This is a genomic window from Streptomyces sp. NRRL F-5126 (genome assembly GCF_000721265.1).
Taxonomy (GTDB): Bacteria; Actinomycetota; Actinomycetes; order Streptomycetales; family Streptomycetaceae; genus Streptomyces.
In genome coordinates, this window is sequence record NZ_JOFZ01000002.1 from 240,569 (window position 1) to 256,168 (window position 15,600).

At 72.4% G+C, this 15,600-nt stretch carries 14 protein-coding genes; 9 read left to right on the plus strand and 5 right to left on the minus strand.

Annotation, left to right across the window (positions count from 1 at the left end; all coding sequences use genetic code 11):
• Nucleotides 1–93 precede the first annotated feature (93 nt).
• The 4 genes from IH48_RS0105305 (at nucleotide 94) to IH48_RS0105320 (ending at nucleotide 4,437) form a co-directional block, all read left to right on the plus strand.
• Nucleotides 94–702 carry a TetR/AcrR family transcriptional regulator gene (locus tag IH48_RS0105305; RefSeq protein ID WP_030899726.1) on the plus strand — a complete coding sequence of 203 codons (609 nt, stop codon included), beginning with the start codon at nucleotides 94–96 and terminating at the stop codon, nucleotides 700–702.
• A 238-nt stretch (nucleotides 703–940) separates the two neighbouring features.
• A complete protein-coding gene (locus IH48_RS34270) occupies nucleotides 941–1,579 on the plus strand; it encodes a hypothetical protein (RefSeq protein WP_051839189.1) in 639 nt (212 codons plus the stop codon).
• Between the two features lie 156 nt (nucleotides 1,580–1,735).
• Nucleotides 1,736–2,743, plus strand: a complete 1,008-nt coding sequence (locus tag IH48_RS0105315; RefSeq protein ID WP_030899732.1) for an NAD(P)/FAD-dependent oxidoreductase — start codon at nucleotides 1,736–1,738, stop codon at nucleotides 2,741–2,743.
• Between the two features lie 80 nt (nucleotides 2,744–2,823).
• Nucleotides 2,824–4,437 (plus strand): MFS transporter, encoded by a 1,614-nt coding sequence (locus IH48_RS0105320; RefSeq protein WP_030899735.1) that lies wholly within the window; start codon nucleotides 2,824–2,826, stop codon nucleotides 4,435–4,437.
• A 42-nt stretch (nucleotides 4,438–4,479) separates the two neighbouring features.
• Here IH48_RS0105320 and IH48_RS0105325 read toward each other — a convergent pair whose 3' ends face one another.
• A complete protein-coding gene (locus IH48_RS0105325) occupies nucleotides 4,480–4,959 on the minus strand; it encodes a MarR family winged helix-turn-helix transcriptional regulator (RefSeq protein WP_030899738.1) in 480 nt (159 codons plus the stop codon).
• A gap of 101 nt (nucleotides 4,960–5,060) precedes the next feature.
• Here IH48_RS0105325 and IH48_RS0105330 point away from each other — a divergent pair, with 101 nt between their 5' ends.
• Together IH48_RS0105330 and IH48_RS0105335 are read left to right on the plus strand one after the other, a co-directional pair.
• Complete coding sequence (locus IH48_RS0105330) at nucleotides 5,061–5,948, plus strand: alpha/beta fold hydrolase (RefSeq protein ID WP_030899741.1); 888 nt, start codon at nucleotides 5,061–5,063, stop codon at nucleotides 5,946–5,948.
• Between the two features lie 86 nt (nucleotides 5,949–6,034).
• Complete coding sequence (locus tag IH48_RS0105335) at nucleotides 6,035–7,966, plus strand: Xaa-Pro dipeptidyl-peptidase (RefSeq protein ID WP_078849499.1); 1,932 nt, start codon at nucleotides 6,035–6,037, stop codon at nucleotides 7,964–7,966.
• Between the two features lie 41 nt (nucleotides 7,967–8,007).
• Here IH48_RS0105335 and IH48_RS0105340 read toward each other — a convergent pair whose 3' ends face one another.
• Entirely contained in the window at nucleotides 8,008–9,414 is a 1,407-nt protein-coding gene (locus IH48_RS0105340) for an APC family permease (protein ID WP_051839191.1), read from the minus strand.
• 219 nt (nucleotides 9,415–9,633) lie between these two features.
• Here IH48_RS0105340 and IH48_RS0105345 point away from each other — a divergent pair, with 219 nt between their 5' ends.
• The gene (locus tag IH48_RS0105345; protein ID WP_037841048.1) at nucleotides 9,634–10,068 is read left to right on the plus strand and encodes an OsmC family protein; all 435 of its coding nucleotides are present in this window, start codon (nucleotides 9,634–9,636) and stop codon (nucleotides 10,066–10,068) included.
• 30 nt (nucleotides 10,069–10,098) lie between these two features.
• Here the strand turns inward: IH48_RS0105345 and IH48_RS0105350 are convergent, their stop codons facing one another.
• Nucleotides 10,099–11,376: an FAD-dependent oxidoreductase gene (locus IH48_RS0105350; protein ID WP_030899753.1), complete on the minus strand. Its 1,278-nt coding sequence runs from the start codon at nucleotides 11,374–11,376 to the stop codon at nucleotides 10,099–10,101.
• 232 nt (nucleotides 11,377–11,608) lie between these two features.
• On the opposite strand from IH48_RS0105350, the gene IH48_RS33045 reads away from it, so the two are divergent.
• Entirely contained in the window at nucleotides 11,609–11,887 is a 279-nt protein-coding gene (locus IH48_RS33045; protein ID WP_158710251.1) for a WXG100 family type VII secretion target, read from the plus strand.
• Nucleotides 11,888–11,917: 30 nt separating this feature from the next.
• On the opposite strand, the gene IH48_RS0105360 is transcribed toward IH48_RS33045, so the two are convergent.
• Both IH48_RS0105360 and IH48_RS0105365 read right to left on the minus strand, forming a co-directional pair.
• Entirely contained in the window at nucleotides 11,918–13,315 is a 1,398-nt protein-coding gene (locus IH48_RS0105360) for an APC family permease (protein WP_051839193.1), read from the minus strand.
• A 152-nt stretch (nucleotides 13,316–13,467) separates the two neighbouring features.
• The gene (locus IH48_RS0105365) at nucleotides 13,468–14,397 is read right to left on the minus strand and encodes a LysR family transcriptional regulator (RefSeq protein ID WP_234434141.1); all 930 of its coding nucleotides are present in this window, start codon (nucleotides 14,395–14,397) and stop codon (nucleotides 13,468–13,470) included.
• Between the two features lie 93 nt (nucleotides 14,398–14,490).
• Between IH48_RS0105365 and IH48_RS0105370 the strand changes: the two genes are divergently transcribed.
• Nucleotides 14,491–15,555, plus strand: coding sequence for a YeiH family protein (locus IH48_RS0105370; protein ID WP_030899764.1), 1,065 nt, complete (start codon nucleotides 14,491–14,493; stop codon nucleotides 15,553–15,555).
• The last annotated feature ends 45 nt before the right edge of the window (nucleotides 15,556–15,600 follow it).

Here is a 15,600-nt window from a genome sequence, read left to right on the forward strand (position 1 = left end):
ACTTACCTCCGAATAAATCTGTACCGATCGATACTGAATATGACCGTAGCATGGTTCTGCACCGGTCGGTACAGAAGAGATAGGATGGCGCCCATGGGTACGCAGCGGAGGGCGCCGATCGGTCGGCCGAGGGGCTTCGACGCCGACGAGGCCCTGGAGCGGGCCATGCGGGTGTTCTGGGAGAAGGGCTACGAGGGCGCAGGCCTCACCGACCTGACCAGCGCCATGGGCATCACCCGCACCAGCATGTACGCGGCCTTCGGCAACAAGGAGGAGCTGTTCCGCAGGGCGCTTGAGCGCTACACCGAAGGGCCCGCGTCGTACGTGGCCCGTGCCCTGCTGGAGCCGACCGCCCGGCAGGTGGCCGCTGCGATGCTCCTGGGCGCCGCCGAGGCCACCACCCGGCCCGACTGCCCCAGCGGGTGCTTCGGCGTCCAGGTCTCACTCGCCGCGGGCGGCTCCGCGGCCAACGCCCGCGACGCCCTCACGGCTTGGCGCAACGAGGGCACGGAGCGCCTGCGTGACCGTTTCCGCCAGGCCCGGGCCGAGGGCGATCTGCCGCAGGACGCCGACCCCGGGCTGCTCGCGCGCTACCTCATGACGGTCGGCAACGGCATCGCCGTCCAGGCGGCGGGCGGTGCCACGCGCGACGAGTTGCGGCGGGTGGCGGACATGGCGTTGCGGGACTGGCCGCCGGCCTGAGGGGCCGGCATGCGGATACCGGTCAGCCGGCGTGCGCGGCGGCGAACCCGAGGAACGCCCGCCAGGGGGCAGGCTCGGCGGTGAGGGCCCGTGCGGATTGTCATGGGGCGCGCAACGTTCCGGCACAGGCCCGTAACGGGGGCTGACCTGGGCTCCAATCGCCTGCGAGGATCTTTCGGGCGCGGGAACGCACGACATCGGCACCTCGCCGACCCCCACACCGAAAGAAGGAAGTCTCATGAGCTCCAGGACCCTCGGCCGCGGAATCCTGCCGGTTGCCGCCCTCGTCACCGCCGGACTGGCGCTCACCGCCTGCGGCCCGGGATCGAACGACGCCTCCGGCGCCGTTACTCCCTCGGCGTCCTCGGTACCGTCCTCGCCCACACCCTCCGCCCCGCCCACCTCGTCCAGCCCTCCCAGCGTGCCGAGCTCATCTCCGGCCGGCTCCTCCGACACCGGAGGAGGGTCCGCGTCGGACTCCGTGCCCGGGGTGATCGACTGCGCCAAGTCGCTCTCCAAGCTGGAGATCCGTCCGAAGTCCATCCTCCTCGCCTGCAGCGACAGCACCGCCGGGCTCCAGAACCTGACGTGGAGCCACTGGGGCCACAACACTCTGACGGGCAGCCCGGACGACGGCCCGACGCCTTCCGCCACCGCGACGGCCACGGGCCAGTTCTTCCTGAACGACTGCGACCCGGACTGCGCGACGGGCCACGCGCACACCTACCCGGTGAAGGTCACGCTGTCGGTGGTGAACAGCTCGCCGCTGAAGAGCGGCGACACCTACTTCGGCCGGGCGTCGCTCACCTGGCAGGGCGCCAAGCCGCCGGCCGGGACGAAGACCACCTTCGTCCTCCAGGATCCCACCGCCTCGTAACCCCGCGCGGGGCGGCGCGGATCCGTTTGCGTACGAGGCTGTCCAGACGTCCATCTTCTTGCGTCATAGGCAATGATGTATGCCTTTGATGCAAAACAGGCCTAACGTCGATGCAGAAGGTCCAGCACGGGGGCCGGCACGGCGAGAGGGCGTGACATGTCTGCGCAGACTTCCCACTACGAGAGCGACGCACTACCCACCGAGACCGTGGACGTCGCGGTGATCGGCGGCGGCGCCGCCGGCTTGAACGGCGCGTTGATGCTGGCCCGCTCACTCCGCTCGGTCGTCGTGATCGACAGCGGCAGGCCACGCAACGCCCCCGCGGCAGCCATGCACGGCTTCCTGGTCCTGGACGGCACCCCGCCGTCCGAGATCCTCGAGCGCGGCCGCCTGCAAGTACGCCAGTACGGTGGCCGGATCGTCTTCGGGGAGGTGGCCGCGGCTGAAGCCGCCGCCCCCTCGGCCGATGGCGATCTGCGGTTCACCGTCACCCTGGACGACGGCCGCGCACTGACCGCGCGCCGGGTGCTGGTGGCCACCGGCCTGCGCGACACGCTGCCCGAAGTGCCGGGTCTGGCCGAGCACTGGGGCCACAGCGTGGTGCACTGCCCCTACTGCCACGGCTTTGAGGTGCGCGACGAGCCCATCGGCATCCTCGCCACCGGCCCTGCCTCCGTCCACCACGCCTGGCTGTTCCGCCAGCTGACGGATGACCTCGTCTACTTCACCCGCGGCACCGACCTGGACCTCGCGACCCGCGCCCGCTTCGCCGCCCGCGACATTCAGGTCGTCGAGACCGACGTCGGCGAGGTCGTCAACGACAACGACGGCGCCCTCGCCGGCGTCCGCCTGACCGACGGCACCTTCGTCGGGCGGCGGGTTCTGGCCGTGGCCACGCGGATGCAGGCCCGTACCGAGGGCCTGGACGGGCTGAAGCTGCCGATGGAGGACCTGCCCGACGGCATGGGCCACCACTTCGCCTCGGCCATGGCCGGTATCACCGCGATCCCGGGCGTGTGGGTGGCCGGCAACGCCGCCGACCTCACCGCCCAGGTCGGTGCCTCCGCTGCGGCCGGAGCCCTGGCCGGCTCCCACATCAACGCCGAGTTGGCCACGGCGGACACCGACGCCGCGCTCGCCGCCGCGCAGAAGGCCACCGGCTGACAGGCAAGCCCCCCGTCTCACCAATCCGGCGACCGGCCCCGGTCCGGCGCTGATTCCGCATGCCCTTTTGGAGGGAAACCATGAGTACCCATCAGCCTCCCGAGGCACCGGGCACGCCGGCCGGCGGCGCGGGCGCGCCGGATGCGCGTCAGCTGCGCGCGATCCTGATCACCGTCTCGATCGCGCTGATGGCCGTCGTTGCCTCGGTGTCCGGGCTGAACGTCGCCCAGACGCACATGGCCGTCGATTTCGGCGCCTCACAGACCACCGTTTTGTGGATCATCAACATCTACACCCTCGCCCTGGCCGCGCTGTTGCTCCCGCTCGGCGCGATCGGTGACCGATTGGGCCGCAAGCCCATGCTGATCACAGGCCTGATCATCTTTGCCGCCGCGGGCGTCGTCGCGGGACTTGCCCCGTCGGCCGGGGTGATGATCGTCGCGCGCGTGGCGGCGGGTATCAGCGCCGCGATGATCATGCCGATCACTCTCGCCGTCATCACCTCCACCTTTCCCGAGGAGGAGCGCGGCAAGGCGATCGGTGTCTGGACCGGTGTCGCCGGAGGCGGCGGCATCATGGGTATGTTCCTCTCCGCCCTGCTGGTCGACGTGGCGGACTGGCGATGGTTGTTCGTGCTGCCCGTGGTCCTGGCCGTCGTGGCGCTCGCGATGACACTGAAATCGGTGCCCAACTCCCATGAGCGCGCCAAGCATTCCTTCGACACAACCGGTGCGCTGGTCTCCACCGTCGCCGTGATCGGACTCATCTTCGTCCTGCAGGAAGGGCCCGAGCGCGGCTGGAGCGCCCCTGTCACCCTGATCAGCCTGGCAGTCGGCGTTGTCGCCGCCGTCACCTTCGTGGCCTGGGAGTTGCACCGCCGCGACGCCTCGCTGCTGGACGTACGCCTCTTCCGTGAGCGTGGCCTGGCCTCCGGTTCGATCACCCTGTTGGTCGTCTTCGGCATCCAGGCCGGCATCGCCGTGGTCCTCTTCCCATTCTTCCAGGCCGTGCTCGGCTGGTCCGGGCTGCTGTCCACGGTGGCGATGATGCCGATGGCCGTCATGATGATGATGACCTCGGGGCTGGCCCCGAAGATGGCCGCGAAGATCGGAGCCCGCTCGACCATGGCGCTGGGCGTCGCGTTGGCCACGCTCGGCTTGGCGCTGATGGCGCTGTTCGTGTCTGTCGACGGCGGCTACCCGTCCATCCTGGCCGGCATGCTCGCTATGGGCGTCGGCATGGGTCTGTCGATGACGCCCTCCACCGAGGGCATCACCGGCTCACTACCCCGTGCCAAGCAGGGCGTGGCCTCCGCGCTCAACGACGTCACCCGCGAGTTCGGCACCGCCCTGGGCGTCGCCATGCTCGGCGCGCTCCTGGCCAACGGCTACCGCGGCTCCATCGATGGCAGGCTCGACGGCATTCCCCATGGGACCGCCGAGACCGCACGCGAAGGCATCGCCAACGCCATTGAAGTCGCGCCCAGGACCGGAAGCCACGCCCAGGACCTGATCCACGCCGCACAGCAGTCCTTCGTCGACGGCTGGCAGCAGTCCATGTGGGTCGGCGCCGCCGTCATGGCCGCCCTGCTCCTCTACGTCGCTCTGCGCGGCCCGAAGAACACCGCGCCCCTCGAGACCGGTGCCGAGGCGGTCCCCGAGTCCGGGGACGTGGACAGCGTCGCCGTTCGCTGACCGCGCGGGAACTTTGTGCGGACAGAGCACGACGCCGCCCGGCTACGACGGCTCGCCGAGGTCGCGCGCCATCCAGGCGGGCGTGTCGAAGCGGATGGGAGAGGCACCGGCCAGGGTCGCCAGATGCGCTTCCATGCGCTCGAGTTCGGCGGGGCCGATCCGTCGCTCCCAGCGTTCGCGCAGTTCGTCGAAGATCTCCTCGCCCTGGCGCAGCACCTCGAAGCCGAGGGCGGTGACCTGGAGGCGCTTGCGGCGGCCGTCGAGAGGGTCGGCCTCGCGCGTCACGTACCCGCGTTCCCGCAGTACCGCGACCGTCTTCGCGGCCGCCTGCTTGGAGACCGACAGACGGCGGCCGAGGCGCGTGGCGTCGTCGGCGCCGTCGGCGATGGCGCGCATGGCGAAGTCGTGGACGGGACGCACGTCCTGGTGGCCGCGCCGGGCGAGTTCGGCGGTCGCCTCGTCCACCAGCGAACGGAAGCCCCCGAGCAGCAGCAACGCGAGATCGGCACCGGAGCGGGACATGGCAGCAGCGTACGGGGTGCGGGAGCGGCCTCGCGCCTTGCGGATGGACAACTTGGTTGACTAATATATGGGTAACCAGGTTGTCCAATTGAGGAGCTGCGATGACCACGACCCCAGTCGGTGCGACGATCCCGGGCGTCACCCACCACCACGCCGACGTGAACGGAACCACGCTGCACTACGTGGCGGCGGGGACCGGCGGATCCCCGATCCTGCTCGTCCACGGGTTTCCCGAGACCTGGTGGTCCTTCCACCGGCTCATCCCGCTGCTCGCCGCCCGCCACCGCGTGTTCGCCGTCGACCTGCGCGGCTTCGGCGACTCCGGCAACGGGCCCGGCACATACGGCAGTTCTGCCACGGCCGAGGATCTGCACCTGCTGATCGAGCACCTGGGCGTGGGCCCCGTACACCTCACCGGGCAGGACATCAGCGGGGCGAGCGTGTTCCGCCTCGCGACCACGCACCCGCGGGACGTGCTCAGCCTCACCGCCATCGAGACGGGCCTGCCCGGCTTCGGCATGGAGGCGCTGGCGGACGTCACCCACGGTGGCGTCTGGTACATCGGGGTACTCGCCGCACCCGGCATCCCCGAGATGCTGCTGACCGGCCGCGAGCGCGCGTTCCTTGAGGATTTCCTGTTCCCGGCCCTGAGCGCGGTTCCGGGAGCGATCACCGCGGCCGACATCGACGAGTTCGCCCGCACCTACGCGCGGCCCGGCGGATGGCGTGGCGCCATCGGCCTCTACCGCTCGATGCTGCGCGAGGGCCCCGAGATCACGGCCCTCGCCCGAACACCGGGCCTGAACGCTCCCGTCCTCGCGGTCGGGGCCCGCGCGGGCTCCCTCACCCTGGACACCATGGCCCGGGCCGCGGCGAGCGAGGTGGACTCGGTGTCGCTCGACGGCGTCGGCCACTACGTCGCCCTGGAGGCTCCCCGCGAACTGGCCAAGGCCATGGAGGAGTTCACGGAGCGCATCGACGCGCCCTGAGAAGGCCGGCGCCTGGCGCGAATGGGGCTTGTGGGGGGCGCGGTGGCTGCGGGAGAGTTCGCGCGCCAACCCCCAGGAGGTAGTGCGTGCGGAACTCATCACGGCGAACCCGAAGAGTCCTCGTCCCGATCGCCCTCGCGGCCGCCCTCGGCACGGCGGGCCTGCCCGCCGCCCATGCGGCGCAGAAACCTTCCATCAAGGTCACCGCCGACGGCACCCAGCCCGTCTTCTCCTACCAGGACGCCATCCGCGAACACGTGAACGTCCAGTCGAGCGTCGACTCCGACCACGACGGCAAGAAGGACCTGATCAGGGTCGACATCATCCGGCCGAAGGAGAGCGGGCCCCGGTTCCGGGTGCCCGTGATCATGGACGAGAGCCCGTACTACGACAACCTCGGGCGCGGCAACGAGTCCGAGCACAAGACGTACGACGCGAACGGTGATCCGGCCAAGTTCCCGCTGTACTACGACAACTACTTCGTGCCGCGCGGCTACGCCGTCGTCGAGGTCGACATGGACGGCACCACGAAGTCCGACGGCTGCCCGACCTCGGGCGGCGCCTCCGACGTGCTCGGCGGGAAGGCCGTCGTGGACTGGCTCAACGGCCGTGCCACGGCGTACGACGCGCACGGCAAGCGCGTCAGGGCGGACTGGACGAACGGCCGCACCGGCATGATCGGCAAGTCCTACGACGGGACCCTCGCCAACGCCGTCGCCGCGACCGGCGTGAAGGGCCTGGAGACGGTGGTGCCCATATCCGCCATCAGCTCCTGGTACGACTACAGCCGCATGAACGGGACGCTGCTGTCGCGCGGCGAGGAGGACGGCCTCGCAAGCGTCGTCGACACCGACCCGCCCGCCAAGTGCGCCGCCGTCCGCCAGGACATGGCCGCCGGGCAGGACGATGCCACCGGGAACTACAACGCGTTCTGGAACGAGCGCGACTACCGATCCGGTTCCGTCGCCGACGTGAGCAAGGTGCACGCCGCGGTCTTCGCGAGCCAGGGCCTGAACGACATGAACGTCAAGCCCAACCAGTTCTCCACCTGGTGGGCCGGGCTTGCCGCGCACCACGTGCCGCGCAAGGTGTGGCTGTCGCAGTACGGGCACGTCGACCCGTTCGACTACCGGCGCGACGCGTGGGTCGACACCCTGCACCAGTGGTTCGACCACTGGCTGTGGCGTCTGCCCAACGGCATCATGAAGCAGCCGCGCGTCGACCTGGAGACCGGCCCCGACCAGTGGACCACCCAGGCCGACTGGCCCGCGCCGGGCACCACTGACGTCACCCTGCGGCCCGGCGCCGACGGCGCGCTCGGCCTCGCCCCGTCCGCCGGCAGCGCCTCCTACACCGACACCGCGCTGTCCGAGGCCGACGCCGTGAGCGACCCGACCGCCTCGCGGCCCGGACGCCTCGCCTACGCGACCCCGCCGTTGCCCCGTGACGTACGCGTGTCGGGCACGCCGGAGGTCAGCCTCAAGGTGAGCCTCGACAAGCCGACCGCGAACATCGGCGCGCTCCTCGTGGACTACGGGACCGACACCCGCGTCAACTACCTCGGCCCCGGCGCCGGGGTGAAGACCCTGACCACCGAGGACTGCCACGGCGAGTCCACCGCCGTCGACGACGCCTGCTACCGGCAGGTCGTCACCGACACGGTGACGTCGGACGTCAACGTCGTCGCGCGCGGCTACATCGACGCCCAGAACCGGAACTCGCTCAGCCACCCGTCCGCGCTGAAACCGGGGAAGTCCTACCGGGTGCGCTGGGGCACGCTGCCGCAGGACTACCGGTTCAAGGCCGGGCACCGGCTGGGCCTGATACTCCTCGGCACGGACGACGACATCCAGAGCGACAAGGCCACCGGAGCGTCCGTGAGTGTGGACCTCGCGGCGAGCGGCATCACCCTGCCGGTCGTCGGCGGGGACGGGCGGCTCGGCCACCTGCCCGCGCCGCGCGCCTGGCACGGGCCGTCACACGTGGTGCTGCCGGCGCCGCACCGGTCCTTCAAGTAGGAAGCCGCGCGTCGGACCCGTGAGGCGCGGCCCCCCGCGCCTCACGGCGTCCGCGCGTCCGTCTCGTCGGACGGCGCCGACGGCGCACCGTCCGACGGGTCGCCGCGGTGTCCCGTCACGTACCGCGCGACGGCCACGGCGATGCCCACCGCCAGCCAGCACGCGCCGACGACGAGGGCCAGGTGGCTCGCCTTGATCAGCAGCGCGATGATGATCGCCACGCCGAGCGCCGGCACGACGGTCGCAGCCGTCCTGACGCCCGCCGAGCCCGCCCTGGTCTCCCGCCGCACCACGAAGTAGCCGAACACCGACGCGTGCAGCAGCACGAACGCGACCAGCGCGCCGACGGTCACCATCGAGGACAGCGTGTCGAGGCCGTTGGGCTGCGTCGCCGCCCAGATGGCGAGGATCAGCGTCGCGGCCGCCGAGACGAGGATCGCCGCGCGCGGCGTGCGCGTACGCGGGTTGACGCGGCCGAGCCAGGACGGCAGGTGGCCCTGGCGTGCCATCCCGTACATGAGGCGGCTCACGGCCGCCTGCGCCACCAGCGCGGAGAACACCGGGCCCACCGCCTTCACGGCGCTGACCGTCGTGCCGAACCAGCCGCCGATCGCGTGCCTGATGACCGTGTAGAAGGCCGTGCCCTGCTCGTCGGGGTGCGCGGCCAGGTGCTGCGGGCTGACGTCGCTGACCAGGTCGGCCAGGTACGTCTGCGCCACGAACAGCAGGCCCGCGAGCGCCAGGCAGAACAGCACGGCCCTGCCGACCTGCCGTGAGCTTCCGGTGTTCTCCTCGGCGAACGTCGCGATCGCGTCGAAGCCGAGGAAGGACAGCACGGCGACCGAGACCGCGCCGAGCACGCCGCCGATCGCCAGGTTCGACGTACTGGCCAGCGGGGAGAGCCAGCCCCTGCTCGGGCCGTCGTGGACGAGGACGACGATCGCGCCGACGATGAACATCGCGAGCACGACCACCTCGATGACCAGCATGATCATGCCCACGCGTGCGGCGATGCCGACACCCGCGAGGTTGAGGGCCGTGAAGACGATGATGCCCACGCCCGTAGCGAGCCACGTCGGCACGCCCGACACCAGGGAGTGGGTCGCGATGCCGGTGAAGAGCGCGGCGACGGCCGGGATGAACAGGTAGTCGAGCCCCGCCATCCACCCGGCGAAGAACCCGGGCCAGCGGCCGAGCCCCGCCGTCGCGTACGCCGAGACCGACCCGGCCCGCGGCACCGCCCGCGACATGCGGGCGTACGACCAGGCGGTGAAGCCCATCGCGACCGTGGCGACGACGAAGACGAGCGCGGTGGCCCCGCCGCTCTTGGCGTCGAGCACGCCGAAGACGCCCATCGGCGCGGTCGGGCCGATGAACAGCAGGCCGTAGACGATCAGGTCCTTGACCGAAAGCGTCCGTCGGAGGTGGATCGGGGCCTCGGATGCCATGGGGGGAGCTCCAGGTCGGGGACGTGCGCACGGTGCGGTTCAGCGGCAACGTGCCGTCGTCCCTGATTCATTCCGGGGGACCACTCGGCAACGCCGGCAAGGGGAACAAAATAGCGGAAGACGGTATAAAAGGCGAGCTGCGCGGGGAACAAAGCCCGGGTGCCCACGGTTGGTGCCGACGGCGATTGGGCGCGGCAGGGAAGGGATCGGGGAACATTCATGGCTGATCTGCGGATCGAACGGACGGGATCACACGAGTTCACGGCGCACAACGCGCGGGGCGCCTCGGTGCGGATCGGCCGCGTGGGCGCCGAGGGCTCCTTCACCCCGGGCGAGCTGTTGCAGCTCGCCGCCGCCGGCTGCGCCGCCGTGACCGTCGAGGAGCTCGTCGTGCGCCGCTCGGGCGAGGACGCGCCCTTCGTCGCGACGGTGGACAACGACCGCCGCCCCGGCAGCCATGAGTACGACGCGCTGCACGTGGCGCTCGACGTCGACCTGTCGTCCCTCGACGCCGCAGCGCGCGAGCGCCTGGCGGCCGCGATACGGACGGCGGTGGAGCGCGAGTGCACCGTGAGCCGCACGATCGAGAAGGGCACGCCGGTGACGCTCGACATTGCGACGGGCGGGCCGGAGGCCGGCACCGCCGGGGAGTGACAGGGGCAGGAGCGACGGGCCGGGCGCGGCTCAGTGCCCGGCGCCCTCCGAGCGGGGCGTACGCGGCGGGAGCGGGGGCCGCCGTGCGAAGGCCGGCGCGTGCTCGGGGCGTACGCCGACGCCCACCACGTAGGCGGGCGCGGCCGCCAGCGCGGGGAAGCGGTCGAGCAGGCCGGCCACGGCCGCCGGCGGGCCTTCGCGCCTGCCCTCCATCACCGGACGGATCAGCCCCCTGTGCAGGGCCTGTTGCAGGGACTGCGTGGCCACGGTGGGCAGCAGCCGCCGTGCGCGCACCTTCGCCAGCTCGCGGCCCCGCACCTCGCCGGCGGCCGTGCGCGTCAGCGGCCCGGCGAGCAGGCCGGCGGCCGCGACCGCGTCCTGCACCGCGAGGTTGACGCCGACGCCGCCCACCGGCGACATGGCGTGTGCCGCGTCCCCGATGCACAGCAGGCCCCGGGTGTGCCACTGGCGCAGCCGGTCGAGCCTGATGTCCAGGAACCTGACGTCGTCGAGCGACGCGAGTTCGGTCATCCGGTCGGCGAACTTCGGGCAGACCGCCGCCACTTCGCGCCGGAAGCCGTCGATGCCGAGCCGCCGCACGTCCTCGCCCTTCGGGGCGAGGTAGGCGATCTGGTAGTACCCGGCGCGGGGGAGCGCGACGGCGAAGCGGCGTCCGCCCATCCGGGGGACGAGCTGGTTCTCGGCCTCTTCCTCGTGCCGGGGCAGCCGGAACCACCAGGCGTCCACCGGGACCTGGAACTCCCGCGGGCGCAGCCCGGCGTGGCGCCGCGTCACCGAGCCGCGGCCGTCGGCCGCCACGACGAGTCCGGCGCGCAGCCGTCCGGCCGTGCCGTCCGCCCTGCGGTACGCGACCCCGCTGACCCGGCCGTCCTCGCGCAGCAGGCCGGTCACCTCGTGCCGCATCCGCAGGTCGAACGACGGCTCGCGTGCCCCCGCGTCGGCGAGCAGGTCGAGGAAGTCCCACTGCGGCGCCATGGCGACGTAGGGGTGGGGAACCCGCAGGCGCGACACGTCCGCCACGGTCATCGTGCGGCCGTCGCCGAGTGGGAGGGTGACCCTGCCGACCCTGGTGTGCGGCACGGCGGCGAACCACTCGCCGAGCCCGAGCTCGTCGAGGAGCGTCAGCGTCGACGGGTGGATCGTGTCGCCGCGGAAGTCGCGCAGGAAGTCCGGGTGCTTCTCCAGGACGGTGACGCCGATGCCCGCGCGGGCGAGCAGCAGCCCGAGCGCCATCCCCGCGGGCCCGCCGCCGACCACGACGCACCGCCTGCGCTCGGCCTCGGTCATGTCGTGCCCACCTCCGCGTCTGTCCGGTGTCTCTCCGTCCGGTGCGGCCATGTTATTCATCGAGCGATGAATAACAACACCCATGAACGGGTCATCACTTCTCCAAGCGAAGACAATCTCCGGGCCAAGAGTGGGCGGCGGGTGCGACGGAGGGTGGGCGTCCGTGGCAATGTTCGAACCTCTGTCCCACCGTGCGTCGAGGGGAGCCGGCATGCAGGGCGGCAGGATGCGAGTGTCGTTGACGACCCTGGTGGAGGCCAAGACCGAACTCGAAGGCCTCGCCACCGACCTGGACCGTGAGCTGAAGACGCTCGACGGCGTGGTCAAGGGGCTCGCCGAGAAGTGGAAGGGCGAGACCAAGGGCGCGTTCGAGACGACGTACACGGAGTGGCGCAAGGCATCCACCGAACTGCACCGCGCGCTCCACGCCCTGCACAAGGCCGCGGCCACGGCGCACGGCAACTACTCGTCGGCGAAGGCAGCCAACAAGGCGATGTGGGGCGGCCGTTGAGTCACCGGTGACTGAGCCGGGCGCTGCCGGTCAGTCCAGGCGGCCCGGGAGGCGCCGGCGGAAGAGGGTGTAACCGGCCAGGGCCGCCGCCGCGATGCCCAGGGCGACGGCCAGGTCGCGGGGGGACTGCTGGGTGAGCGCCACCGCGACGCCCGCGATCGCCAGCAGCGGCGGCAGCGGCCACAGCGGGAGGCGGAACGCGCGCGGCAGCGAGCGGTCGCGGATCCGGCAGACCAGCGCGGACACGGCCACCAGCAGGTACATCGTCACGATCACCACACCGGTGAACGTGATCAGGTCCTCCAGCGAACTGAACACGCACAGCACGCCGTTGCCGACGAAGAGGAACGCGATCGCCCACACCGGCACGTGCGTCCCGCGCGAGACGCGGCCGAAGACACGGCCGAGCGGGCCGGGGAGCATGCCGTCGCGTGCCGCGGCGTAATAGGCGCGCGCGTAGCCGAGGTTGGCGGCCAGGCCTGTGTCGAACATCGCGATCACCACGCCGACGATCAGCACCGTCGCGCCCGTCGGGCCCATCACCTGGTGGGCGATCAGCGACAGCGGCGAGTCGTCGGCCGCCGTGGCGCCGAGGTCGTGCACGGCGTACGTCGCGGCGATCACCGCCGCCACCTCGACGGCCACGGCGACCACGGCCGCGACGACGACCGCGCGGGGCAGCGCGCGGCGCGTGCCGCGTGACTCCTCCGCGAAGTACAGCGGCCAGTCGTAGCCGTTGAACGCGAAGAGCGCGGGGACGACCGCCGCGAGCATGCCCGCCGCGCCGACGCCGGTCAGCAGGCCGCCCCGCGTGCCGTCGTGGACGGCCACGGACGGCGCCGTGAACGGGTGGTTCGCGCCCGAGGCGTGGGCGAACGCGAAGCCGGTGAAGACCAGCACGACGGCGAGCTCCAGTACCAGCATCGCGCCGGCGACCCAGCTCGCCGGCGCGATCTTCCCCAGCGACAGCGCCGTGACCAGCACCATCATGCCGAGCGCCACAAGACCGACCGGCAGGCCGCCGGGCACGAGCGAGGACAGGTACGTCGCGGACGACACCAGGATCGAGGCCGTCGACACCAGCCCGAGCAGCAGGAACAGCACGGCCGCCACGCCGCCGAACACCGGCCCGAGCGCGCGGCGCACGATCGCGTACGCGCCGCCCGCCGACGGGAACACGGAGCCCACCTCCGCGTAGCACAGCGACATGGCGAGCGCGATGACCGCGCCGATGACGAATGCCCAGACGATGCCCGTGCCGGCCGACGCGATGCCGGAGCCGTAGACGAGGAAGACCGAAGTCGTCGGCGAGATGGCGGAGATGGCGATGGCCAGCACGTTCCACGGCCCGATCGCGGCGGCCCGCAGCGTGCGCGGCGGCGTGGCCTCGCCACTGCCGCCGTCCTGCCCGGTCGTCCTGAGCGCCATCGCGTGCCTCCTCCTGGGGCGGGGCGGCGACCGTACCGCAGAAGATCGCTCCGGGCACCGCACCGGACGCAGCGCGTCCGACCTGCGCCGAAGGTCGTTTACGTACCGGCGCCGCGTACCAGCGCCGCGTACCGGGCGCCCGCCCGCGGCCGTCAGCGCGTCCGCGACGCCAGCGCGATCAGGTCGCGCACCGGCCCCTGCGGCGGCTGCGGGCCGCCCGCCCAGACCGCACGCAGGTCGCGCACGAGACCCACGCCGCGTACCGGCACGGCGTGCAGGCGGCCCAGCGTGATGTCGTCGGCCACGGCGAGCGACGACAGGGCGCCGGGCCCCGCGCCCGCGGCGATCGCGGACTTGACCGACGCCGTCCCCGCGAGTTCGAGCACCGGCTCGGCCTGGGGGGTGCCGGGCGCGGCCGCGGTGAGCGCCGCGGCCAGCGCCTCCCTCGTGCCCGAACCCTCCTCGCGCATGACGAGCGGCGTCGCCGCGAGCTCCGCCGCGGTGACGGGCGAACGGCGGCGCGCCCACGGGTGCGAGGGGTCCACGACGACCAGCAGCTCGTCCCTGGCGACCGTGCGGGAGCGCAGGCCGAGCGGCGCGCGCGGGCCCTCCACGAACCCGACGTCCGCCGTGCCGCGCTCCACCGACTCGGCGACCGCCACGCTGTTGCTCGCCTCCAGCTCGACGTTGGTCGCCGGGCTGCCCGTCAGGCGCTGCTGGTCGCGCAGGGCGACCATCCACCGGGGCAGCAGGTGGCTCGCGACGGTCAGGCTCGCGGCGACCTTGATGTGGCCCGCGCGGTCGGAGCGCAGCGAGGTGATGCCCGCGTCCAGTTCGGCCGCCGCGTCCAGCACCCGCGACGCCCACTGCTCGACGAGCCGGCCGCCCGCGGTCAGCTGGGAGCCGCGCGGGCCGCGGCTCAGCAGCGAGATGCCGACGCGCCCCTCCATCGCCCGTACGCGCTGGGACAGCGCCTGCTGCGACACGCCGAGCTCGGCCGCGGCGAGGCGGAGGCTGCCGCTCCTGGCGACGGAGGCCAGCATCTGGAGGTCGATCAGGTCGGGGACGTGCGTGCTCAGCAAGAGGCCGGTCTTTCGGTGACAAGCGATACTTGTGACTCCCACAAGCAATTGCAGACTACTCCGGCCCGTGCGCCCCCGCGCAGGGTGGAGGGCATGAAGACCTCCCTGCCCCGTCCCGCCTGGGCCCCCGGCATAGCGGCGGCCGCCGCGGCAACCGTCGTCGCGTACGCGGTGGCGCACTGGGTGCCCGCGCTCAACCCGTCCATCGTCGCGGTGATCCTCGGCGCGCTCGTCACCAACCTGCACCTGCACCGGCCCGTGCTGCACGCCGGCACGAGGCTCGCGGGCAAGCGGCTGCTGCGGTGCGCCGTGGTGCTGCTCGGCCTCCAGCTCTCGCTGCCCGAACTCGCCCACCTCGGCGGGCGCGGCCTCGCGGTGGTCGCGGTGACCGTCGCCGTCACCTTCACCGGCACGCAGCTGATGGCGAAGTGGCTCGGCGTGTCACCGGCGCGTGGCCTGCTCGTCGCGACCGGGTTCTCGATCTGCGGCGCCTCCGCGGTCGCCGCGATGGAGCCCGTGGCGGGCGGCGACGAGGAGGACACCGGCGTCGCCGTCGCACTGGTCACCCTCTGCGGGACGCTCGCGATCGTCGTCCTGCCCGCCCTGCGCGGCCCGCTCGGGCTGAACGTCGCCGACTTCGGCTCCTGGGTGGGCGCGAGCGTGCACGACGTCGGCCAGACGGTCGCGACGGCGCAGCGCGTGCCGGGGGCGCTGACGACCGCCGTCGTGGTGAAGCTGACACGCGTGGTGCTGCTCGCGCCGCTGGTCGCCTCGGTGGGTCTCGCCGTGCGCCGCCGCCGGCGTGTCCTCGTTCCCGCGGGAGGGGCGGGCGGCCCCGGTGCGGGTGGCTCCGCGGCCGGCGTCCCCGTCGATGAGCGGCCCGCCGAGCACCGCATGCCGCCGCCCGTGCCGCTGTTCGTGGCCGGCTTCCTGCTGGCCATCGCGGTGACCAGCACCGGGCTGCTGTCCCCGCGGGTCCTCGCGGACGCGAAGTCGGTGCAGTCCGTGCTGCTGGTGGCGGCGCTCTTCGGGCTCGGCACCGGCATCCACCTGCCCGCCCTCTTCCGCACGGGCCGCCGCAGCCTGGTCCTCGGCCTCGCGTCCTGGACGCTGGTGGCGGCGATCGCCTACGCGGGGGTGCGCGTCGCGGCGCTGTGAGCTTCCGGCCGCCGCGCGGCGGGGACGCGCTGGTCACGGGGGCGG

What these genes read in the sequence shown, in the direction of transcription:
- IH48_RS0105315 (WP_030899732.1), top strand. Translation starts at nt 1,736, where the DNA reads ATGTCTGCGCAGACTTCCCACTACGAGAGCGACGCACTACCCACCGAG.
- IH48_RS0105305 (WP_030899726.1), top strand. Translation starts at nt 94, where the DNA reads ATGGGTACGCAGCGGAGGGCGCCGATCGGTCGGCCGAGGGGCTTCGAC.
- IH48_RS0105340 (WP_051839191.1), bottom strand. Translation starts at nt 9,414, where the DNA reads ATGGCATCCGAGGCCCCGATCCACCTCCGACGGACGCTTTCGGTCAAG.
- IH48_RS0105325 (WP_030899738.1), bottom strand. Translation starts at nt 4,959, where the DNA reads ATGTCCCGCTCCGGTGCCGATCTCGCGTTGCTGCTGCTCGGGGGCTTC.
- IH48_RS0105320 (WP_030899735.1), top strand. Translation starts at nt 2,824, where the DNA reads ATGAGTACCCATCAGCCTCCCGAGGCACCGGGCACGCCGGCCGGCGGC.
- IH48_RS0105350 (WP_030899753.1), bottom strand. Translation starts at nt 11,376, where the DNA reads ATGACCGAGGCCGAGCGCAGGCGGTGCGTCGTGGTCGGCGGCGGGCCC.
- IH48_RS0105360 (WP_051839193.1), bottom strand. Translation starts at nt 13,315, where the DNA reads ATGGCGCTCAGGACGACCGGGCAGGACGGCGGCAGTGGCGAGGCCACG.
- IH48_RS0105370 (WP_030899764.1), top strand. Translation starts at nt 14,491, where the DNA reads ATGAAGACCTCCCTGCCCCGTCCCGCCTGGGCCCCCGGCATAGCGGCG.
- IH48_RS34270 (WP_051839189.1), top strand. Translation starts at nt 941, where the DNA reads ATGAGCTCCAGGACCCTCGGCCGCGGAATCCTGCCGGTTGCCGCCCTC.
- IH48_RS0105345 (WP_037841048.1), top strand. Translation starts at nt 9,634, where the DNA reads ATGGCTGATCTGCGGATCGAACGGACGGGATCACACGAGTTCACGGCG.
- IH48_RS0105330 (WP_030899741.1), top strand. Translation starts at nt 5,061, where the DNA reads ATGACCACGACCCCAGTCGGTGCGACGATCCCGGGCGTCACCCACCAC.